The organism is [Pseudopropionibacterium] massiliense (assembly GCF_900607225.1).
Lineage (GTDB): Bacteria > Actinomycetota > Actinomycetes > Propionibacteriales > Propionibacteriaceae > Arachnia > Arachnia massiliensis.
Map to the genome: position 1 here is coordinate 2,209,278 of NZ_LR027842.1, position 19,879 is coordinate 2,229,156.

The following is a 19,879-nucleotide window of genomic DNA, read 5'->3' on the forward strand; positions in this document are numbered from 1 at the left end:
TCAGTGCAGCTCGGGATCGAGTTCGGCCGCCAACGGCGGGGTTTCTCCTTCGGTCATCGATTCCAGGGGGGCCGCCCAGGACCCCGCTTCTCCGGAGGAGACGACGGCCCCGAACAAGGGTCGATCGGAACCGACCACGACTCGCTGCCCCTGCTCCGTGGTCGCTGGGAGTGTGTGGACGACGGTTTGTCCGGAACCCACCGTAATCGTTGTCGTCTCCTCGGTTGCCCCGCTGCCGGTGACCGTGACCGTGGCCTGCGCGTCGCCATCTCCCGGGTTCGTCAACTGCAGTGTCCCGCCGGGCGAGGTGAAGGTACCCAGGGATGTTCCCGCACTGACCGGGGCCACCTGCGCGGAATCCCCCAGGGTGAACGCCATACCGGCCATCACTGGCGCGTCAGAGCTGACCTGAAGGGCCGATGCCTCGCCCAGCAGCGCATTCTCGAGGGACACCGAGACGCTCGCGTGCGGCGGGATGCTGATGTTCTCGCCTCCTTGGGGATGGTAGGCGGGTGTGGTCCCGTAGGCCGTCAGATTGGCGGTGATCCGCGTCTCGCTGGGGTTGGCGAGCACGACGACGGAGCTGGTCGCCCCGGCCGGGATCCCAGGAAGCAGGTGGGATGTGCCCAACTGGGAAGGCCCGGCCGCCGTCCCACTGTTCTGGGTCTGGGTGATCGCCATCACCGCGGCGCGGCCCCGACTGGCCTGGAAGGAAACCCCCACCGGGGTCGCCTTCTCGGTCAGGACGGACAGGGCAATGGTGCGCTCCTGATGGGCTGCGAGCGTGATTCCTCGTGCCCCCAGCGACTGGATCTCCCCCTCCGCTCCGTAGAGAGTCAGATCGATCGCGGCCTCGGATGCATCCGGGTTGACGATTTTGAGTTGCGTGTCCGCCGTTGCCGGAAGCGCGATCACCCCCTGGGAGACGGGTTTGACGCACTGGGTGAGGGTCCGCACGGCACCGGATCCGGAGATCGCCCCGCCCATCGGACCCTCCGTGCCCTCTGCGACCACGGAGGTTTCCTGTCCCGTGAGCACCGCGCGTTTCGTCTCGGTCGCGGACCCACCCAGCGGGGTGACCGTCGTGGCGTTGTCCACCATCACCGTCGCCCCCGGGGCCGCGGGTACACACACCACCTTCGTGGAGCGAATCGCCTCGACCGTGGTGACCCTCGGCAGCTCGGCCGGTGTCAGGGTGGTTATCCCGACGACCACGCCGGTCAGAACCGCAAAACCCAGTAGTGTCTCGAGCACGCGTCGCATCTTCAGTCCTCCAGTCCGCGCCGGGCCCCCGAGGAGCCTCCGATCGTGGGAGCGGCCAGTCCGATGATCAGCACGACCACACCGACCTGCAGGCCGAACATCCACCACGCCGGGGACATCGCCCAGGTCACTTTCCCCCCGAGCCCGGCGGGAACGGTGAAGGTCGCCTTCCCGCCCTCGGAGAGTGGGGCGAGTTCCTGTCCGTCGATGCGGACCCGCCACCGCTCGTCCGGGGGTTCGGCGAGCACCAGGCGGCGTTCGGTGTCGGCGGCCGTGACGTTCCCGTCCAGGACGGCCCTGCTGCCGTTCTGGTCGACGATGTGCACGCGGGAGGGAAGCTCCACCACCGTCCAGATGACGGTATCCCCGTCCATCGGGGAGCGCGTCAGGCCTGCGGCGTTCCCGACGGCCGCCAGTTGCTCGGTGCCGAATCCTCTCATCCACACGTGGCTGACGCCGAGATCCTGCAGACGATCGGCCAGGTTCTCCGGTGCGTCCCCCCCGCCGAGCAGCTGCACGAGGGCCGCGAAGTCGTCGTGGAAGGCACCCGCCGGGTTGCGTTCGGCCGTGCCCCAGCCGGGCTGGGAGGAATCGACCACGTTCCATCTCAGTCCCCCGTCGGGCTTGGTCTCGATCATCAGGACCCGGGTCTGGCGCTCCGAGACCACCACGCCGCGGGCGAAGCCGAGCTCGGAGGGATGGTTGGAGACAGGGCCTGCGAAACCGACAACTGCCCAGACCCCGGCCGCCAACAGCGAGACCACGGAGAGGCACGCGAGCAGGACCCGCAGATCCGCTCCGGCCTTCTCGTCCCGGAGCCTCATGGCGACGATCGGGGCGAGCAGCCCGGCCACCGTCAACAGGGCCCAGCCCGAGAGCAGGGCCCGCGCCTCTCCGCCGTTCACCGGCAACGCGATCCGGGAGAGCACCACCCCTGCGATGAGCGGGAGCCCGATCCCCGTGATGGAGAGCAGGCGGATGCGCGTGCTCCGGATCGTGCAGATGGCGTAGCCCGCCGTCACTCCCAGGATCGCGAAGAAGGCTATGTTCGCCCACAGCGGCAACCCGGATGGCAGGATCCGCCCGAACAGGGTGGCCAGCGAGGCCGGTGTCCACGCGGGCCAGGCCAGCGGATCGGGCCCTGTGAGGATGCGGCTCGGATGGGCAATCAGCGACGGTGCCCACGGGGCCAGGAAGGCTGCAGGGAGAACGATCGCGATCAGCACCGGCAACCAGACGAAACGGTCCCGGATCACCCAGATGATCCCGCCGATCGCCGCCAGACCCAGGAACACCGGCCATGCCGCGGCCCCTATCAGCAGCCACGCGGCGGCGCTGGCGGGTGCCCGGAGCCGTTCGGCCCCGAGGCTGTCGTCGATGGCCATCCGGTGGACGGCGGAGGCGAACTGCGGCAGGACGATGGCGAGCATCATTCCCGCCGCGTCGCCTGCCGTCACCAGGCCGAGCAGGATCACTGCCCCGGCCCAGGTCCCGGCGGCGATCGCCGACGTGGTGCGGGACACCTCGAAGCGACGCAGGAAGGCGTGCGCGGAAAGACCTGCCAGCAGGGGCGCCAGCCCCAGAGCCAGGAAGATCAGTAGCTGCGGGCTGCCGAACGACAGGGTGGACAGCAGGGCCCCGATCAGGAGCCAGGGTGCATCGGAACCCGCAAGGCCGACGGTCGGACTCAGCGCGACCTCCCAGGCCTTCCCGATGTTGTCGGGGACCGGCAGCAGGCCACCGCCGAACACGTCCCCGAACCCGAACAGGTTCCGCAGTGACACCGCCCCTGCCACGAGCAGCAGCAGCGTCAGGACCGTCAGCGGAGCCATGAACCGGCGTTGGGAGGGCCCCCCTGCGAAGTCGTCCCCGGTCATCTCGTCGATGCTGAACCCGGATTCCTGATTGGTGAAGTCCCGGTACCGTTCGGCCAGATCCGCTCCCAACCGGTCGAGCGCATTGCGCACGGACCAGTAACGTCTGGGCAGCAACCGGGAGACATCCATGTTGCCCACCGACCTGGCAGCCAGGCTTTTCACCTGGTTGCGGGTGGATGTGAATCTACGGATGGCCCGCAGTTCGGCGCCCGCGAGCCGAGGAGATTTGGCCAGGAGGAAGCCGATGGCCCGGAACCAGCTTCCGATCACCAGCCGGGCGGTCGAAACCGGTTTCGTGCCGCGGGCGGCCACCACGCGGAGAGCGGCGAGACGATCGATCTCGTGCGATTCCTTGGCGAACGCCCCGCGCCGTTCCCCCGTCCTGCCTGACTGGCGATGTGTCAGGGCGGCATCCGGCCAGGTCACGACCTTGTGTCCGGCCTCGTTGGCGCGCCACCCGAAGTCCACCCCGTCACGGTGCAGCGGTAGTTCCGGCGCCAGGCCACCGAGCTGGCGCCATACGTCACCACGGATCAGCATTCCTGCAGTCGACCCGCCAAGCACCGGTTCCGAGATCTCCTGCCCCTGATCGATGTCTCCGTTGTCGACGATGCCCACACGCCGCCCCGTCGGGGTGATCGACTGCCCGATCTCGGCCAAGGTCTCGGGATAGTTGCGGCGGCGCGGTTGGAGCAGCTTCGGGTACAGAACGGCCGCTCCCGTCCTGGCCGCGCCCTGCAGCAGCTGGCCCAGCGCGTCGGGTCGGGGTGCCGAATCATCGTGCAAAAGCCAGATCCACGGCGCGTCAGGGGGCAGTGCAGCGGCAACCGCCTCTCCGAAACCGAGGCCCTGCCCGCCACCCAGAACGCCACTTATGACTCCCGCCGCGCGGGCCTGTTCGAGCAGCTGCCGTGACGAATCAGTTGATCCGTTGTCCACCGCGATCAGCATCGCCGGACGGGGATTCAGTGCTGCAAGAGCCCGCAGCTGGCGTGGCAACCATTCCTCCGCGTTGTGCACCACCATCACCGCGGCCACCATGCGGGGATCTATCGTCTCGATCGGCTCGGGCTCCGGCTCCTCGTCGATCCAGGCCCAGGGATTGTCTGCCATTGCCTGACTCGTCAAGCCGGTTCCTCCTGTCAGCAGGCCCCCGATCATCGAGGGGCACACCCCTGACGATAGCCCAACCGGCGGGTTGACGAGTCAGGCAACTGTTCAGATGGCCTGGCGCTTCAGCTTTCGCCGCTCACGTTCCGACAGTCCACCCCAAATCCCGAAACGTTCATCATTGGCCAACGCGTACTCCAAGCATTCAGCGCGGACTGTGCAACTTGAGCACACACGCTTAGCCTCACGGGTTGACCCCCCCTTCTCCGGGAAAAATGCCTCAGGATCCGTCTGTGCACACAATGCATGCTGGTGCCAGGCGAATTCATCCTCAGCGTTCACCCCCAACGTCCAGATGTCGTCCATTTTGCCCCCTCTCTGGCCCAAATTACACACGTGCGGTTCCTTCGCGTCAAGCCCGTCCGGCGAGTCGGTTTGCACCAAGGCCGGGCGGACACATCCACTTCAGCTCCCCAACCGTTCTCCACCCGCCGGAGGTGGAACCCCAAGGAGGAACCACCTGCTCCGTTCTCACAGCCAAGATCATCACGGGCCGTCACGGCCGAAACATCCTCCGCTTTGATGGGCCATCACCGTCATGGAGCCAAAACCCTCGACGGCAGATTAAGTTGAAGGTTGAAGATATGACCCAATCCTACCCGCGCCAGATGGGCGAAAGACCCAGATCCGGGCTCCCCCCTGTCCTCCGTTTGGCCAAGTGCCCGCGTCCTGCGCTCCTTCGGCATGTTCATGCCCGATTCTTGTCCGTGCACCGCTTGTTCCGGAACCACTCATCAGGCGTATTCGGCCCCGTGTCCTTCACGCACCAGCTCCACCAGCTCACGGATCCTCCCCACCTCCGCCAGAGGAGCCACGAGAGTGGCCACCGAGGTGTGGACGACGAGCATGTCGCGGAGTCCCAGGGTCGCCACGACATGCTTCTCACCAGCGGCGTTGATGATCACGCACCCCGACGAGTCCAGGCTCATGCTGCGCCCGTCGGTCCGGTTTCCGTGTTCGTCCAGCAGGAACTGTTCGGCGAGATTCTGATAGCTGCCGACGTCCCTCCAGGAAACGTCCAGCCCGATTGCGAGCACCTCTGCGTTGCCCTTGCCGCGGGAGACCGGCTGCATCACCGCGTAGTCGACGGAGGTCTTGAGGAGGGTGGGGAACAGCTCGTCCAGGAGTTCATTGTGCGCAGCGATTCTGCGCACTTTCTCGGCGGTGTCCGGTACCAGGACCTCCAGCTGCTCCAGCAACGTCTTGACGCGCCATACGAACATCCCCGCGTTCCACCAGTACTCCCCCGACGCCAGGTAGCGCTCGGCCACATGAGGTTCCGGCTTCTCCTTGAACTCCGAGACCCGCCAGGCGTCCAGTTCCTCGTCGATGCACCTGCCACGGTGCAGGTATCCGAATCCCGTGTGGGCCTCGGTCGGAACGACCCCCATCGTCACGAGGGCCTCGGGCCTGGTCTCCGCCACACCGAAGGCACGTTCCAGCGTGGTGCGAAACCCTTCGACCGGGGTGATGATGTGATCAGCGCTCAGCATGGCAACGACGGCTTCCGGGTCACGCCGTTCGAGGACCGCAGCGGACCATGCGACGGCACTCAGTGAATCACGACCGACAGGTTCCCCGAGCAGGTTCTCCTCCGGTAGCTCAGGAAGCTGCCGGGCGACGACATCCACATAGGCGCGGGATGTGCACACGAGAATCCGATCATCGGGCAACAGGCCAGCCACCCGCTCATAAGCAAGCCGTAGCAGGCTCCGCCCGTCGAAGAGTTCCAGAAGTTGCTTGGGCGTTCCCTGTCTCGAGAGAGGCCACAACCTCGTACCCGAACCGCCCGCCATTATCACCACGTAGCGCATGACAGGACTTTAGTGGGATGCAGCCTCCCCATGGGGAAAACGAAAAACTATGAGGTCGTTCCACGTGGAGGACGGTCTGCTCGGGTCTCGTGCCCGTTGACCGGCGCGACCATCCTGAGTGGTTTTCACCGGCGCACGGCGACACGCCCGACGTACGCCTCTAGCATCGAACCATGTTCATCGAGAAACTGCGCGGGCGCCCCGGGGCATCGCCGCTGTTCACCCATTACGACGAGACATCCGGTTCCCGGGTGGAGTTGTCCGGGACGACCTTCGCGAACTGGGTGGACAAGACCGTCAACATGCTGGACGATCTCGGGGTGGAGGCCGGGGAACCCGTTCATCTGGACCTGGTGAACACCGACCCGGGGCACTGGGTGACCGCGGTATGGGTGGCCGCGATCTGGCAACGCGGTTGCCCCGTGGCGGAACGGGACGACTGTGACGCGGCACTCGCGGTGGTCGGCCCGGCGAGCGGGATCAGGGGTCCTGTCACCGTGATGTGCTCGCTGCATCCCCTCGGGCTGGATCTCCCGGATCTTCCCGCGGACTGCACGGACTACGCGGATGTGCTGGCGGAACCGGACACGCACTGGGAGGAACCCGTTCCCCCGGATGCCCCGGCGTGGCTGCCGGACATCACCTGCGCGGGGGTGGAGCGGCTCCCGGGATCGGATCGGCGGCTCCTGTTCACTGATCCACCCCCGGGCTGGGAGAGCGTGCGGATGTTGCTGGTCTCCCCGGTGCTGGGAGGCGGCTCGACGGTCGTGGTGACAGGCGCCCCACCCGAGCGCATCTCCCGGATCGCCTCCGAGGAGAAGGCCCTTCTCACCCGCGTCGGGGAAGCCCCCTGAGGAACCCGATTCCCCAGGCCAGGTGCATGGTTGCCAGCACCATGGGCAACCGGAGCCGCGCCGCCGCCGGCACGCCGCGCATGGTCAGGGTCGCGAACACGAGGAAACCCAGGTACAGCATCGGGAAGGCGAGCATGGCGGCCAGCCAGGGCCGCCGCAGCCACACCCCGGTCATTCCGGCTCCCAGACCGACGCCCGTGCCCAGGGCGGCGGCGGGTGGGGCGAGGTAGCGGCGGCTCGCGGTCTCGGGGTGTCGCCTGATGACCTCCCGTCGCCACCGTCCCGTCAGGTGGAACTGTTTCGCCAGGGCCCGCAGGCTGGAACGGGGACGGTAGACGACCCTCAGCTCCGGGGTGAACCACACCAGGTGGCCAGCGCGACGGAGCCGGTAGTTGAGCTCCCAGTCCTGGGCGCGGTGCAGGGATTCGTCGAAACCACCGACCTCCTTCAGGGCGTCTCGGCGGAAAACGCCCAGGAAGACGGTGTCCGCAGGCCCCGCCGGGGTGGCGGCCAGGTGGAATCCCCCACCCCCGAGGCCCAGGTGTGAGTTGTATGCCGCCGCGACGGCCTGTTCGAAGGGCGTGCGGCCCTGGGCGTCCATCAGGCCGCCGACGTTCGCGGCCCCCGTCGCCCGGAGGGTTTCCACCGCGGTGGTGATGTATCCCGGGCACAGCTCGGCGTGGCCGTCGACGCGGACGATGATCTCGTGGCTGGCCGCCTCGATGGCCAGGTTGAGGCCGGCCGGGGTGAAGCCCGTCGGGTTGTCCACCACGACGATCCGCTCATCGGTTGCCGCCAAGGAATCGGCGATCTCCCGGGTGCGGTCGCTGCTCGGCCCCACCGCGATCACCACCTCCAGTTCGCCCGCGTATCCCTGGGCCAGGACACGCCCGACGGCGGCCTCCAGGTGCGGTTCCTCGTTGCGGACGGGCATGACGACACTCACGGGTTCGGGAATCACGCGATCAACTTACCCGGCAAACGGGTGTGTCAGCACTTGGCGTCGTGCCCGGTGACGGGTTGGTTCCGCTAGTCGTCCTGCTGTTGGTCCCCGATTCCCGGGAAGTGGTCCTCTCCGTGGGGGCCGGGGATGCGCCCGGGGGGGAAGGAACACTGCTGCCCGTGGGGGCAGCGGGTGTGTCGTTGGCCTCCGAGGCCGCGATGGTCTCGGTCACGGTCCTGCGGATCAGGGGGAAGTCCGGGGAGGACGTGCGGATCAGGGGCGGGGCGAAGTTGACGGATTCGATCGGCAGGGCCTTGCCCCTGATCGCCAGGTCCACCAGCTCCGGCAGTTGTCCGGCTCCAACATCGGTACGCACTGTGTCGCTGCCCGCATCGGCGAGGTCGACGAACCTGGCCGAGGCGGTACCGGGATCGAGTTGTTTGGCCATGGCAGCCATCACACACTTCTGCCGCGTCATGCGCTCGTAGTCGTCGGAATCGGCCCGGGAACGGGCGAACCACAGCGCGTGATAGCCGTCGAGGCGGATGTTCGCCCCCGGTTCGATCCAGCCGTAGATCTCAGACCCGACGCCTCCGATGGGCACTCGTTTCCCAATGTCGAGCGTGATTCCCCCCATGGCGTCGACGAGCTTCTGGAACCCGGCGAGATCAACCATGGCGTAATGGTTGAGTTCCAATCCGAGGGTCTCCGAGACCGCTTCCTTCATGGCGGCCAGGCCTGCATCCCTGCCCGGGTAGAGGTCGGCGTGCTCCTGCCCCAGGGTGTAGACGCCGTTCAGCATGCACTCCTCCCCGCAGCGGAACCCGTCGGGGTAGAGCTTCGCCAGCGGTGACGATGGCGGGAAGGGGACGCCGACGAGGTTCCGGGGCAGCCCGAACACGACCGTGCGTCCCGTCTCGGCGTCTATGGAGGCAACGTTGATCGAGTCGGGACGGATCCCCTCCCTGTCGGCGGCCGCATCGACCCCGAGCAGCAGAATGTTGTAACGGCCCCGTTTGGCCTGGGTGTCCCCACCGCCGGCGAAGACATCGGAGACGTACCCGGCGGCGGTGAAGGCGCTGGCGAGCAGGCTGGCGCCCAGGCCGGCCGCCACGGCCAGGACGACGCAGGCCCCGGTCAGAAGCAGGCGGGCGCGGCGTTTCAGGTCCGGGGGCCGCGACAGGCGCCAGGCGTCGAACAACAAGACCAGCCAACCCAGGAAAACCAACCACACCAGGATCCTCATGACCACGGTGACCGTTCCGTTGAGCAGGAACCCGACGGTGGGCCCCCGCCAGAACGCCAACCCCAGTCCGACGAGCAGGGCACACGCGGCGAGCACTCCCCAGACCGACAGCGCCACCCGACCCACCCTGCGGTTTCCCGCCACGTACTGGGCGGCTCCGGGAAGGAGAACCGTCAGCAGGATGAGCCCGATTGCGCGTCTGTTCCGCACTGCGGCATCAGGAACGGTCATGGCGGCTCCACGGGCAGACGACGAGGATTTCCAGGGGCACCACGAACGAATGTGGCCGTTGCGGGAACGAACCGGCAGGGCGAACGACAAGGAACGCAGCCGGATCACGCATCCGACGAGCGAGAATGACGCAACCGGTGTGCCCCGGACATTCGCACCGTGAGTGCCCCCCCGTCCGTGGGACCTTGTACAAGGGTGAACCGTTGGTGACCGTCTCGCGGGCAGGCACGCCGCCGAGCTGATAAATCCGCTCGAAGGGTAACCTTTCGTACCATGAGCGACCACAATCACGATTCCGATCTCGACTGGTTGTACCGCCGCGACCAGGAGCCGGATCGAACCCGCGTGTACCCGTCGTCGCCCCGACCCGAACCATCGCCCTACCCGCAGCCCGAGCAGGAACCGTACCACCCTCCCTACCGGTCATCATCCCGGCAGGGGCAGGAGCCGCCGCCCTACCCTCCCCAGCAACCGCAACCCTGGCAGGAGCCGTCCTACTCACGCTCCGCAGCGACCCAGGGCCCCGGAAATCCAGTGCCTCCCGGGTATGCGGCACCGCAACCGTCGCCGGGGTTCGCCCAGTCCCCGCCGAACGCCCGCCCACCCAAGGTACGTGGGCCGAGGCGCCGGCATCCGATCAGACGTCTGGTTCTGGTCCTGCTTCTCGCGTGGGTGGTTTTCATGATCGGAACCCCCATCTACGCCTGGACCATCGGCACCAAGATGGAGACCGCCCCCGGGGGCGACCGACCCGCCGAGCAGCCCGGCACCGCCGTGCTGCTGGTGGGCTCGGACGGACGCGAAAAACTGACGGAACAGCAGCGCCGCGAACTCGGCACCGGGGACACCGAAGGACAACGCACGGACAGCATGATGCTGCTGTACAAACCCCCCTCCGGGAAGTCGGCCATGATCTCGCTTCCCCGCGATTCCTGGGTCGATGTACCCGGGCAGGGCAAGGCGAAGCTGAACGCCGCTTATTCCTGGGGTGGCGCGCCTCTGCTGATCCGCACCATCGAATCCAACACCGGGATCCGGATCGACGGCTATCTCGAGGTTGGTTTCCTGGGTGTGGTCGAGGCCGTGGACGCGGTGGGTGGCATCGAGATCTGCCCGGAGAAGGCCATCAGTGACCGGGACGCCCATCTGGAGCTGCCGGCGGGCTGCCAGAACATCAACGGAAAAACCGCCCTCGGTTATGTCCGGATGCGCAAATCCGACCAGACCGGTGACATCGGCCGCATGATGCGCCAACGCGAGGTGATCGGGAAGGTCGCCAAGAAGGCCCTGAACCCGTTGACCCTGCTCAATCCCGTCTCCTACTGGAAACTGAACATGGCTGCGGCCCACACCCTGGGTAGAGGCTCCGAAACCGGTTTCGGTGAAGTGTTGGGCGGGGTTGGGGTGTTCCTCAGTTCCGCCACGGGTTCCGGGTACTCCCTCAGCGTTCCGGTCGCCGACGCGAACGCCAACCGCGGTGGTCAGAGCGTGATGCTCTGGGACAAGGAAGCCAGCCAGGAGGTTTTCGCCACCGTGATCGCGGGCAACACCGAGCCTCTGGCGAAGTACTCCCACTGAGGGATCGCGTCAGTCAGCAGGATGTGATCACCGCAGCCGTCCGGGCATGCAGGGGACCGACCCGGTATCCCGGGCGCGATGCCCCTCGCGCTGTCCCCCGCCATCACGACGTTCCTCATCACGCCCCACCTGACGAGCTCCTCGGTTTCCCGGGCCCGATCGTTCCTTCGCACCCACCCGTGTTCCGGGTGGACCCGGAACACGGTTACTCTGGTTGAAGAAATGACATTCCCGACCCGGAGGAACAGAACAGTGAGCCAGAACCATCAGGGACCTCCCCAGCAAGGGAATTACCCGCTGGATCCTCGGCAGCAGGGTCCCCAACGACAGGGACCGCCACCGCAGGGCTGGCAACAGGGAGCCCCTCCCCCAGGAGCTCCTCTTCCGCCTCAGGGCGGTGTTGTCGCTCCCACCACGCGACGGCCGAAGAGGACGATGGTCATCGCCAGCATCCTCGCTCTCACGCTGCTGGCCGGAGGGGGATTCCTCGCATGGTCGCTGCTGCGGGGAGCTGCGCCCGCCGCGGCCAAGGGCATCCCGTCCAACGCCCTGGCCGTGTTCGAGGTGAACCTGAACCCGTCCGCGGGTGACAAGTTGGCGGTCAAGGAACTCGCAGCGAAGTTCCCCTTCCTGAAGGATCAGGCCGATAACGCCGGGGATGACTACAAGAAGGCTGTCTGGTCGGTGGCGGCCAAGCTCGGCAAGGAGGCCCCCGACTACGATTCCGAGGTGAAACCATGGCTCGGTGACTCCGTCGCCATCGCGGCCCTGCCCAAGAAGGAAGCCAGAAGCGGTTTCAGATCCGTTCCCTATGTCCTTTCGGTCCAGGTCACCAACAAGGACTCCGCCAGGTCTTTTGCCGAGAAGCACTTCAAGGATCAGAAAATCGTCTTCGTCGACGACCTGATGGTGGTCACCAATGACGAGGAAGGCGACATCAGCGAGTCCTCCCTGAAGAACAACATCACCTCCGTCGAGTCCTACAAGGCGGACATGGGCAAGCTGGGGGACGGTTTCCTCGCCACTGCGTGGGTCTCCTCGGACTTCATCAAACAGGTCAGCCCCTCAGAAAGCAGCGCCGCCGCTATCCTCGAATCACGCTTCGCGGCAGGCCTCAAGGTACAGGACGGAGCCATCGCCCTGCGCACCATCACCTGGCAGAAGGATGAGATCAAGGACCGCGGCGAGAATGTCAAGGACCTTGCCGGTAGCATGCCAGCCGACTGGCTCGGTTCGCTCACCTTCTCCCCACCATCGGAACTTGTGGACAAGGTCTGGGAGAATCTCGATTCCCTGCCGTCCTCGAGTCAACGTCAACTGAAGGATTTCGGGATCTCCTCGGCGGATGATCTGCGTGCGCTCTTCGGCACGCAGTTCTCCTTCGCCGTCACGGGCGATTCGCAACAGCTTCAGGTTGGCATCAAGGTGCGCACGAAGGACCCGGAAAAGCACAAGAGCATCATGGAGAAGATCACCAGGAACGGAACCCTGCCGGATGCCAGGACCACTGTTGACGGCGACACCGTCGTCACCACTTTCGGCGCCAGCAGCGATTCGTTCTCGAACCCCGGTGACAGGCTCAGCGGAAACAGCGAGCATGAGAAACTGACCAAAGGAATCGACAATCCGCAGTCCTCGGCATGGGTGAACATCCCGCAGGTCGTCAAATTCATGGACGCCAGGGGCAGTGGCCTGCCAACGTCGGTGAAGGAGAACCTCGAGCCGATCAGCGGCATCGGCATGGTCTCCGGCCAGGTCGATGACCACTACTTCGACTCATGGGTTCGGGTCGGCACCAAGTAGCCCGAACCTGGGATGAGGGTGTCCCGGTGGACTTCCCACCGGGACACCCTCATTTCTCGTCCTGGTCACCCGAGTCTCCTCTGCGCACCACCTCGCCCTTGGCACGGGCGGTGTCGCGCAGGCTCGTCTGGAATTGCACCAGCTGTGCCCGAAGTTTCTCGTCGCTGGCCGCGAGAATACGGACAGCCAGCAAACCAGCGTTGCGGGCGTTGCCGACGGCGACCGTGGCCACGGGAACGCCGGTGGGCATCTGAACGATCGACAGCAGCGAATCCATACCGTCGAGGTACTTGAGCGGCACGGGCACCCCGATCACCGGAAGCGGTGTCAGTGCCGCCAACATCCCGGGCAGGTGTGCCGCTCCCCCGGCCCCGGCAATGATCACCTTGAAGCCCTGCTCGTGGGCGGAACGCCCGAAGGCCACCATCTCCTCCGGCATCCGGTGGGCGCTCACCACGTCGGCCCGGTGGCTGACCCCGAACTCCTCGAGGGCCTCGGCGGCGGCCCGCATCGTCGGCCAGTCCGAGTCTGAACCCATCAGGATCGCGACATCACTCATCGGTTTCTCCCATCAGGTAGCGGGCGGCATGCCGGGCACGTCGGAGTGCCGCCTGGAGGTCGGTGTCGCAGGCGGTGACATGGCCCACCTTGCGTCCGGGACGCACCTGCTTCCCGTACAGGTGAACGGCCAATTCCCGGTCTCTTGCGAACACGTGCCTGAGAGCCTCGGTGAGGTCCTCCTCTTCTCCTCCCAGCACGTTCCGCATCACGACAACTGGGCTGGTCATCCGTGGACTGCCGAGCGGAAGATCCAGGACCGCGCGGATGTGGTTGGCGAACTGGCTGGTCCGGGCCCCGTCGATGCTCCAGTGACCGGTGTTGTGGGGCCGCATGGCCAGTTCGTTGACGACTGTGCGGCCATCGCGGGCCTGCATGAGCTCAACGGCGAGCACACCGATGACCCCCAGCTCGCCCGCGATGTGCAACGCCAGTTCCTGCAGCGCCGTCGCCACGGGTTCTGGAAGCGTCGGAGCCGGGGTGATCGTCTCCACGCAGATCCCGTCGCACTGGGTGGTCTCGGAGACGGGGTAGACCACGGCCTGGCAGCTCGAGCGAACAGCGATCACGGAGAGTTCGCGTTCGAAGTCGATGAACTCCTCGGCGACGATCACAACCTCCTCGCCAGCGGAGACGTCGGCCTTTTCCTCGAAGGGCCCCATGGCCTCCGACGGCCCGTGAAGTTTCCACACGCCCTTCCCGTCATAACCTCCACGGGAGGTCTTGGCGATGATGGGCCATCCCTGTTCCTGCCCGAAGCCAACGAGTTCCTGGACCGTCCGGCAGATCGCGAAACGCGGGCACGACACACCCAGATCCGACAGCCGTTCCCGCATCCGGGCCTTGTCCTGGGCGTATTCGAGGGCATCCGGCCCGGGTTTCACGGCGACCCGGTTCTCGAGAGCACGCAGGTGTCCGGTGGGGACGTGTTCGTGGTCGAAGGTGATGACGTCACATTCCCGCGCGAAAGCGGCGAGTGTCCCAAGATCCGTGTAGTCTCCGACGGTGGTCAGCGGAATCACCTGAGCGGCAGATGTATCGGCCCCCTCGGCCAAGAGGTGGGTCTCGATACCCAGCCCGATGGATGCCTGCTGCATCATCCGGGCCAGCTGCCCACCCCCGACGATTCCGACCCGATAACGACGATCCACGGGGCAGCAGCCTACTATTCGACCTCGGGTTCCCCGTCGAAGATCAGATCGGCGATCACAACGTGAACCTTTTCCACGTTCGGGACGTCCGGCAGGGTGAGCGGCTTCTCCGCGGCCGTTTCCAGGATCAAGGTGCCGCAACCGAACATCCGGTCCAGCAACGAGCTCTCGGTGTTGACGTTGTTGATGCTGCGCAGCGGGAAGTCGTGGCCCGTCTTGTTGAGGATTCCCTTGCGGGTGATGATCCTGCGGTTCGTGACGGTGTAGGTGGAGGTCAGCCACAGCAGCCAGGGCCTGATGACCAGCCACACGATCACGACCACGAAGATGACTACCAGAACCCAGCTGCCCCACGGTTTGACCTGTTCGGGAAGCCACACCAGGGAGATGGTCAGCAACGCGCTGGCCAGGAACAGAACCAGGATCGCCCCCATGAACGATTTGAGGTGGGTACGCAGGTGCAAAACCACCTGCTCGTCGCGGGCCAGCATGTCCTTCCTAAGCGCCATGACACAAGTCTCTCACGTTCACCGGGCAAGCCGGGCGTGGATGACGTCGCCGACCGCGAAGGTTTCGGTCCCGGATGCGGTCGCCACCCGGAGCCGCCCGTGCTCGTCCACCCCGCACCCGATTCCCTCGATGGTTCGTCGCTCATCGACGACGATCCGCAACGAGGTCCCGACGGATGCGCAGCGCCGTTGGTACTCGTCCCGAATCTCTCCCGTCTCTCCTGCGCCCTGCCAATGCTCGTAGAACGGTTGAAAGTGACCCAGGATCGATGTCAGGAGTTCTCTCGGGTCCTCGCGCAGCCCCGCGATCCTGAGGGAGGTCGCGGTGGGCACCGGGAGCTGATCCTCACCGATCGAAAGGTTGACACCGATCCCGATCACGGCGCGGGCCCCCGTCGGGTGCTCGACGCGTTGGTTGAGGATCCCGCACACCTTGCGTCCGTCGATGAGTACGTCGTTGGGCCACTTGAGCTGAACCCGTTCCGGTTCGGCGGCCAGGTCCTCGACGGCCGCATGCACGGCCATGCCCGCCAGCAGCGACAGCCACCCCCACTGAGGCAGTTCCGCTCTCGGTTCCAGCAGCATGGAGAAGGCGAGCGAGGTGCCCGGGGGAGCCACCCAGGTGCGATCCATGCGCCCACGACCGGCCCGCTGTTCCAGGGTCGCCACCACGAGTCCCTCCGCCCCACCCCGCCGGGCTTCCTCCGCCACATCTGAATTGGTGGAACCGGTGTGATCCAGCCAACGCACCTCACGCCACATGTTCACGGACATGACCGCCACCTTAGAGCCTTCCCGGCCGGGGTGTAAGCGGCGCTCCACCGGAGACAACGACGCCGTTCAGCGTGCCGCCACAACCGCTGAAGTGGACAGCTTCCAACTTGCCAACCCCAGGCCGGGGAAGCGATGGCAGGGCGTCACCGGATGCGAGTCGTTCAGCGTTCTTCCGGGTCGCTGACGCCATCGGTCAAAGCCCGCCGGAACACCCGCTCGGGCAGATAATAGAGAGCCAACGAATCCAAAATCCTCTGCACCTGACCGAGAGCCGCATCACGCTCCCCCACCGTCCCCGCACCAACGGCAAGCCTCGCAGCCTTGGCAGCACGACGCAAACCATCCCGGAACTCAGGCGCAGCATGACGAATCCCCACCCGTTCCGCATGCTGCCTCGCAAGAGCAAAAGCAAGTTCAACCCGATCCGCCCGCTCCGGCGAAGGATCATCGTCAAACTCAACCAACGCCCTCTCGAACGCCGCCGTCCTCGGCACCACCGGATCAAAAAGAGCAGGACATTCAACCCTATACACCACATCACCACGAAGCCCACCGTACTCACTCCGAATCCGTTCCACCTGAAGCCGCGGAGGAACAGCAGCGCCCGCAGGCAGGGCACCCCGCCACAACTCTCCACGCTCAACAGCCAACGCATACTCATGAACATTCCCGGGAGTAACACCAAGCCTCTCCTGACCAAGAATGCGGTATCTTTTGATGAAAGAATCCACAACGACAGGAACGACCACATAAATTTCGAGCAGCGTAGTCAGGGGAAGGAGCAACACGCCCATTCCGCCGACCCCTAGGATTCTCCCGCTGTTCAGAAGAAAGACGGTCACCAGGACGAGCAGGACCCCCAGGCAGACACCCACAACGAAGTTGAGTGATCCACATCGCAGCAGAGGAGGCAGGAACATGACTCGGGCCCTCGGACCAAGAGCTCTCCTCGCCAGCTCTCCCATCGTCGCGGAATAAGAAAGTCGAAAATCATTCTCAGCGAATTCTGTTTCGGCAAGAGGTAGTCGGGCCATGGGGGAGGTTACACGCAACTGCCGGTCGCCCACGTTTCCGGCGATTTTCAGAATCCGGCTTCGGGTGTCGTCGAAAACCAGCAGCACGCAGGGCTCATGGTCCGCCAGCCGAACATCCGCCCCGGCAAGCTGCCAGTGGACCCCACTCACGATTCCCTCCTGCCGGGCAACAGCTGCTTGACCCTGCGCCCCTCCAGCGACAGTCGAGCCTCGTCGGGGCCGGGAAGATAGTAAAGAGCCAGGTCTTCCAAGATATCGACGGCAACTTTCATGGCAGCTCTCCGCTCGGCAGATGTGGCGGCAGTATCCCGAGCGATCCGAATGGCGCGCAGCACTTTTTCTGCGCGCCCGCGGGCCTCCGGCGGGAAATGCTTCATCCCAACGCGCTCGGCATGCTCCTTGGCGACTCGGAAAGCCGTCTCAATGGCGGCGGCCATCTCCATTTTTTCGTCGGCCTCCAAGCGGGCCGAAGCGGAATCCCACTCGAACAACACCAAGGCCAGTTTCTCACCGCAGGGGTCACCAGCATCGAACAGGGCCGGAAACTCGACGCGATAGGCGATGTCACTCAACAGGCGACCGTATTCCTCCTTCACCGCGTTCACCCGCTCGTCGGCGTCCGTTGAACGATCCCTCGGGAGCTCGAAGTCCTTCAGGGAGTGGGCCTGACCATCCATTGTGTACACAACTTTTCTGATTCCCATGGTCAGCAGCTTTCCCGGGGCCAGGAGGAGCAGGAACAGGGAGGGCACCACGAGAATCCCCAGCAACAGGACCATTCGCCCGGTGAAGCCCGCTCCCCAGCCCCCATCGAGCCAGAGCCGCCAGAACATGATCCAAACAATAACCGCAAGCGCCGCTCCCCCGAACCTGATGGCACCGGAAATCTTTTTTCCCCGGATCTCACCCACCTGCCCCCGAGGTAATGAAAAAGCGCGAATCGGCGCCCCCCTCCCCGTCTGCATCACGAAATCCTTGAGCACCCGGGTTTTCAGCACAAGAAATTCCGACGGCCCCGATTCGTTTTCATGAAAGAACCGGACCACGATCCTTCCATCGACCTTCCCGGGGCTCCGATCACACTCCGCCAGGCACATGGCGTTGTCGAACTGCAGCAGGATGTTCTTCGGCAACAGATCGACTGGGGTTGACAAAGGAATCTCTTGCAGCCTGATTGCCATGACACAACAGAATATCGATCTCCCGGTCCAGTACCTTCGTTGGATTCGCGGCAGGCGGTCACGCTCGGTCCCGCCGCGCCTGCTTCGTCCGGACGCTAAGGTTCCATGCATGGACATAGACATCCACACCACTGCCGGCAAATTGGCGGATCTGGGGCGTCGCATCGACGCGGCCGTCCATGCAGGTTCCGCCACAGCCGTCGAGAAACAGCACGCCAAGGGCAAGATGACAGCTCGCGAGAGGGTGCTGGCTCTCCTGGACGAGGGCAGTTTCGCGGAGCTGGATGAGTTCGCCCGGCACCGCTCCAAGAACTTCGGGATGGATGTCCGTCGCCCCTACGGGGATGGCGTGATCACCGGGACCGGCGCCATCCACGGCCGTCCCGTCTGTGTCTTCAGTCAGGATGTGACGATCTTCGGCGGGGCTCTGGGCGAGGTCTACGGAGAGAAGATCGTCAAGATCATCGACTTCGCCCTGAAGACCGGATGCCCCTTGATCGGGATCAACGAGGGTGGCGGTGCGCGTATCCAGGAGGGCGTGGTCTCCCTGGCACTGTACGGGGAGATCTTCCGTCAAAACACCCGGGCCTCCGGGGTGATCCCGCAGATCTCGCTGATCATGGGAGCGGCGGCGGGCGGTCACGTCTACTCCCCCGCCCTGACGGACTTCGTGGTGATGGTGGACAAGACCTCGCAGATGTTCATCACCGGCCCGGAGGTGATCAAGACGGTCACGGGCGAGGACGTGTCCATGGAGGATCTGGGCGGTGGTCGTACCCACTCCAGCAGATCGGGGAATTCACACTATCTGGCGGCGGACGAGAACGACGCCCTGGAATACGTTCGCGACCTGATCAGCTACCTGCCGCAGAACAATCTCGAGGATCCCCCGGTCTACGACGACGCCGAGGTGGACCTGACCATCACCGACCACGACAGGCAGCTCGACCAGCTCATCCCGGATTCCGCGAATCAGCCCTACGACATGCGCGAGATCATCCACAACGTACTGGACGACGAAGAATTCCTCGAGGTCATGGAGCTGTTCGCAGGCAATGTGATCACGGGGTTCGGGCGGATCGAGGGCCGTCCCATCGGCATCGTCGCCAGCCAACCGACCGTGTTCGCCGGCTGCCTCGACATCGACGCCTCCGAGAAGGCCGCACGTTTCGTTCGCACCTGCGACGCCTTCAACATCCCGGTGCTGACCTTCGTCGACGTGCCAGGTTTCCTCCCCGGCGTAGACCAGGAGCACCAGGGCATCATTCGGCGCGGAGCAAAGCTCATCTTCGCCTACGCCGAGGCGACCGTGCCCACCATCACGGTCATCACCCGCAAGGCCTACGGCGGGGCGTACATCGTGATGGGCTCGAAACATCTGGGAGCCGATGTGAACTTCGCATGGCCGACGGCGCAGATCGCGGTGATGGGCGCGCAGGGTGCGGTCAACATCCTGCACCGCAGGACCCTCGCGGAGGCCGAGGAACCCGACCGGCGTCGCCAGGAGTTGATCGACGAGTACGACCAGGAGCTCGCGAACCCCTACATCGCCGCGGAGCGGGGCTACATCGACCAGGTGATCTACCCGCACGAGACCCGCGCCCAGATCATCCGGGTGCTGCGGCTGCTGCGCACGAAACGCGAGCAATTGCCGCCCAAGAAGCACGGGAACATTCCGCTGTGACCGGGCGCTACGGCATTCGAGCGGCCGGGGCGACGGAGGAGGAGGTCGCCGCCCTGGTGGTGGTCCTCCAGGCCCTCGACATGGCGGACGACAGGCTCAAGGCGGCCGACGACCGGCCGCTCGCGGGCGGCTGGAAATCCTATTACCGTACCGTGCGCCAGCAGCTCGTCTACGGACGTGACGCATGGCGCACCTACATCAGGTTCTGA

Annotated in this window: 18 protein-coding genes; 6 read left to right on the forward strand and 12 right to left on the reverse strand. The window is 65.3% G+C overall.

The genetic code is table 11. From position 1 onward, the window contains the following. The 4 genes from E0E39_RS09930 to E0E39_RS09945 form a co-directional block, all read right to left on the reverse strand. Positions 1-1,263 carry a DUF5719 family protein gene (locus E0E39_RS09930; protein ID WP_130874592.1) on the reverse strand — a complete coding sequence of 421 codons (1,263 nt, stop codon included), beginning with the start codon at positions 1,261-1,263 and terminating at the stop codon, positions 1-3. A 2-nt stretch (positions 1,264-1,265) separates the two neighbouring features. Beyond that, entirely contained in the window at positions 1,266-4,253 is a 2,988-nt protein-coding gene (locus tag E0E39_RS09935) for a glycosyltransferase family 2 protein (RefSeq protein ID WP_165444727.1), read from the reverse strand. A gap of 105 nt (positions 4,254-4,358) precedes the next feature. Next, positions 4,359-4,616 (reverse strand): WhiB family transcriptional regulator, encoded by a 258-nt coding sequence (locus E0E39_RS09940; RefSeq protein WP_041697249.1) that lies wholly within the window; start codon positions 4,614-4,616, stop codon positions 4,359-4,361. A 428-nt stretch (positions 4,617-5,044) separates the two neighbouring features. After that, complete coding sequence (locus E0E39_RS09945; RefSeq protein ID WP_130874594.1) at positions 5,045-6,124, reverse strand: mannose-1-phosphate guanylyltransferase; 1,080 nt, start codon at positions 6,122-6,124, stop codon at positions 5,045-5,047. 173 nt (positions 6,125-6,297) lie between these two features. Between E0E39_RS09945 and E0E39_RS09950 the strand changes: the two genes are divergently transcribed. Next, positions 6,298-6,978: a TIGR03089 family protein gene (locus tag E0E39_RS09950; RefSeq protein WP_130874595.1), complete on the forward strand. Its 681-nt coding sequence runs from the start codon at positions 6,298-6,300 to the stop codon at positions 6,976-6,978. On the opposite strand, the gene E0E39_RS09955 is transcribed toward E0E39_RS09950, so the two are convergent. After that, on the reverse strand, positions 6,953-7,912 hold the full coding sequence (locus E0E39_RS09955; RefSeq protein ID WP_165444863.1) for a glycosyltransferase family 2 protein: 960 nt from the start codon (positions 7,910-7,912) through the stop codon (positions 6,953-6,955). The genes E0E39_RS09950 and E0E39_RS09955 overlap by 26 nt on opposite strands. 31 nt (positions 7,913-7,943) lie before the next feature. After that, complete coding sequence (locus E0E39_RS09960) at positions 7,944-9,398, reverse strand: LCP family protein (RefSeq protein ID WP_130874597.1); 1,455 nt, start codon at positions 9,396-9,398, stop codon at positions 7,944-7,946. Here E0E39_RS09960 and E0E39_RS15790 point away from each other — a divergent pair. The 3 genes from E0E39_RS15790 (at position 9,397) to E0E39_RS09970 (ending at position 12,779) form a co-directional block, all read left to right on the forward strand. After that, positions 9,397-9,561 (forward strand): hypothetical protein, encoded by a 165-nt coding sequence (locus E0E39_RS15790; RefSeq protein ID WP_165444728.1) that lies wholly within the window; start codon positions 9,397-9,399, stop codon positions 9,559-9,561. The two genes, E0E39_RS09960 and E0E39_RS15790, sit on opposite strands and share 2 nt — an antisense overlap. A gap of 110 nt (positions 9,562-9,671) precedes the next feature. Next, entirely contained in the window at positions 9,672-10,976 is a 1,305-nt protein-coding gene (locus tag E0E39_RS09965) for an LCP family protein (protein WP_130874598.1), read from the forward strand. A gap of 435 nt (positions 10,977-11,411) precedes the next feature. Continuing rightward, positions 11,412-12,779: a DUF3352 domain-containing protein gene (locus tag E0E39_RS09970; protein WP_165444729.1), complete on the forward strand. Its 1,368-nt coding sequence runs from the start codon at positions 11,412-11,414 to the stop codon at positions 12,777-12,779. A gap of 49 nt (positions 12,780-12,828) precedes the next feature. Here E0E39_RS09970 and purE read toward each other — a convergent pair whose 3' ends face one another. The 6 genes from purE to E0E39_RS10000 all read right to left on the reverse strand — a co-directional run bounded on the left by purE (position 12,829) and on the right by E0E39_RS10000 (position 17,986). Continuing rightward, positions 12,829-13,338, reverse strand: a complete 510-nt coding sequence (gene purE / locus E0E39_RS09975) for a 5-(carboxyamino)imidazole ribonucleotide mutase (protein WP_130874600.1) — start codon at positions 13,336-13,338, stop codon at positions 12,829-12,831. Then, the gene (locus E0E39_RS09980; RefSeq protein WP_130874601.1) at positions 13,331-14,488 is read right to left on the reverse strand and encodes a 5-(carboxyamino)imidazole ribonucleotide synthase; all 1,158 of its coding nucleotides are present in this window, start codon (positions 14,486-14,488) and stop codon (positions 13,331-13,333) included. Before E0E39_RS09980 ends, purE begins: the two co-directional genes overlap by 8 nt. Positions 14,489-14,502: 14 nt before the next feature. After that, complete coding sequence (locus E0E39_RS09985; RefSeq protein ID WP_130874602.1) at positions 14,503-14,997, reverse strand: PH domain-containing protein; 495 nt, start codon at positions 14,995-14,997, stop codon at positions 14,503-14,505. Between the two features lie 18 nt (positions 14,998-15,015). Next, positions 15,016-15,771, reverse strand: a complete 756-nt coding sequence (locus E0E39_RS09990; RefSeq protein WP_130874603.1) for a biotin--[acetyl-CoA-carboxylase] ligase — start codon at positions 15,769-15,771, stop codon at positions 15,016-15,018. 161 nt (positions 15,772-15,932) lie between these two features. After that, positions 15,933-16,955 (reverse strand): hypothetical protein, encoded by a 1,023-nt coding sequence (locus E0E39_RS09995; protein ID WP_130874604.1) that lies wholly within the window; start codon positions 16,953-16,955, stop codon positions 15,933-15,935. Further along, the gene (locus tag E0E39_RS10000) at positions 16,952-17,986 is read right to left on the reverse strand and encodes a hypothetical protein (protein WP_130874605.1); all 1,035 of its coding nucleotides are present in this window, start codon (positions 17,984-17,986) and stop codon (positions 16,952-16,954) included. The genes E0E39_RS09995 and E0E39_RS10000 overlap by 4 nt, the downstream gene beginning before the upstream one ends. 109 nt (positions 17,987-18,095) lie before the next feature. Between E0E39_RS10000 and E0E39_RS10005 the strand changes: the two genes are divergently transcribed. Together E0E39_RS10005 and E0E39_RS10010 are read left to right on the forward strand one after the other, a co-directional pair. Then, positions 18,096-19,670, forward strand: coding sequence for an acyl-CoA carboxylase subunit beta (locus tag E0E39_RS10005; RefSeq protein WP_130874606.1), 1,575 nt, complete (start codon positions 18,096-18,098; stop codon positions 19,668-19,670). Next, complete coding sequence (locus tag E0E39_RS10010; RefSeq protein ID WP_130874607.1) at positions 19,667-19,879, forward strand: acyl-CoA carboxylase subunit epsilon; 213 nt, start codon at positions 19,667-19,669, stop codon at positions 19,877-19,879. The genes E0E39_RS10005 and E0E39_RS10010 overlap by 4 nt, the downstream gene beginning before the upstream one ends.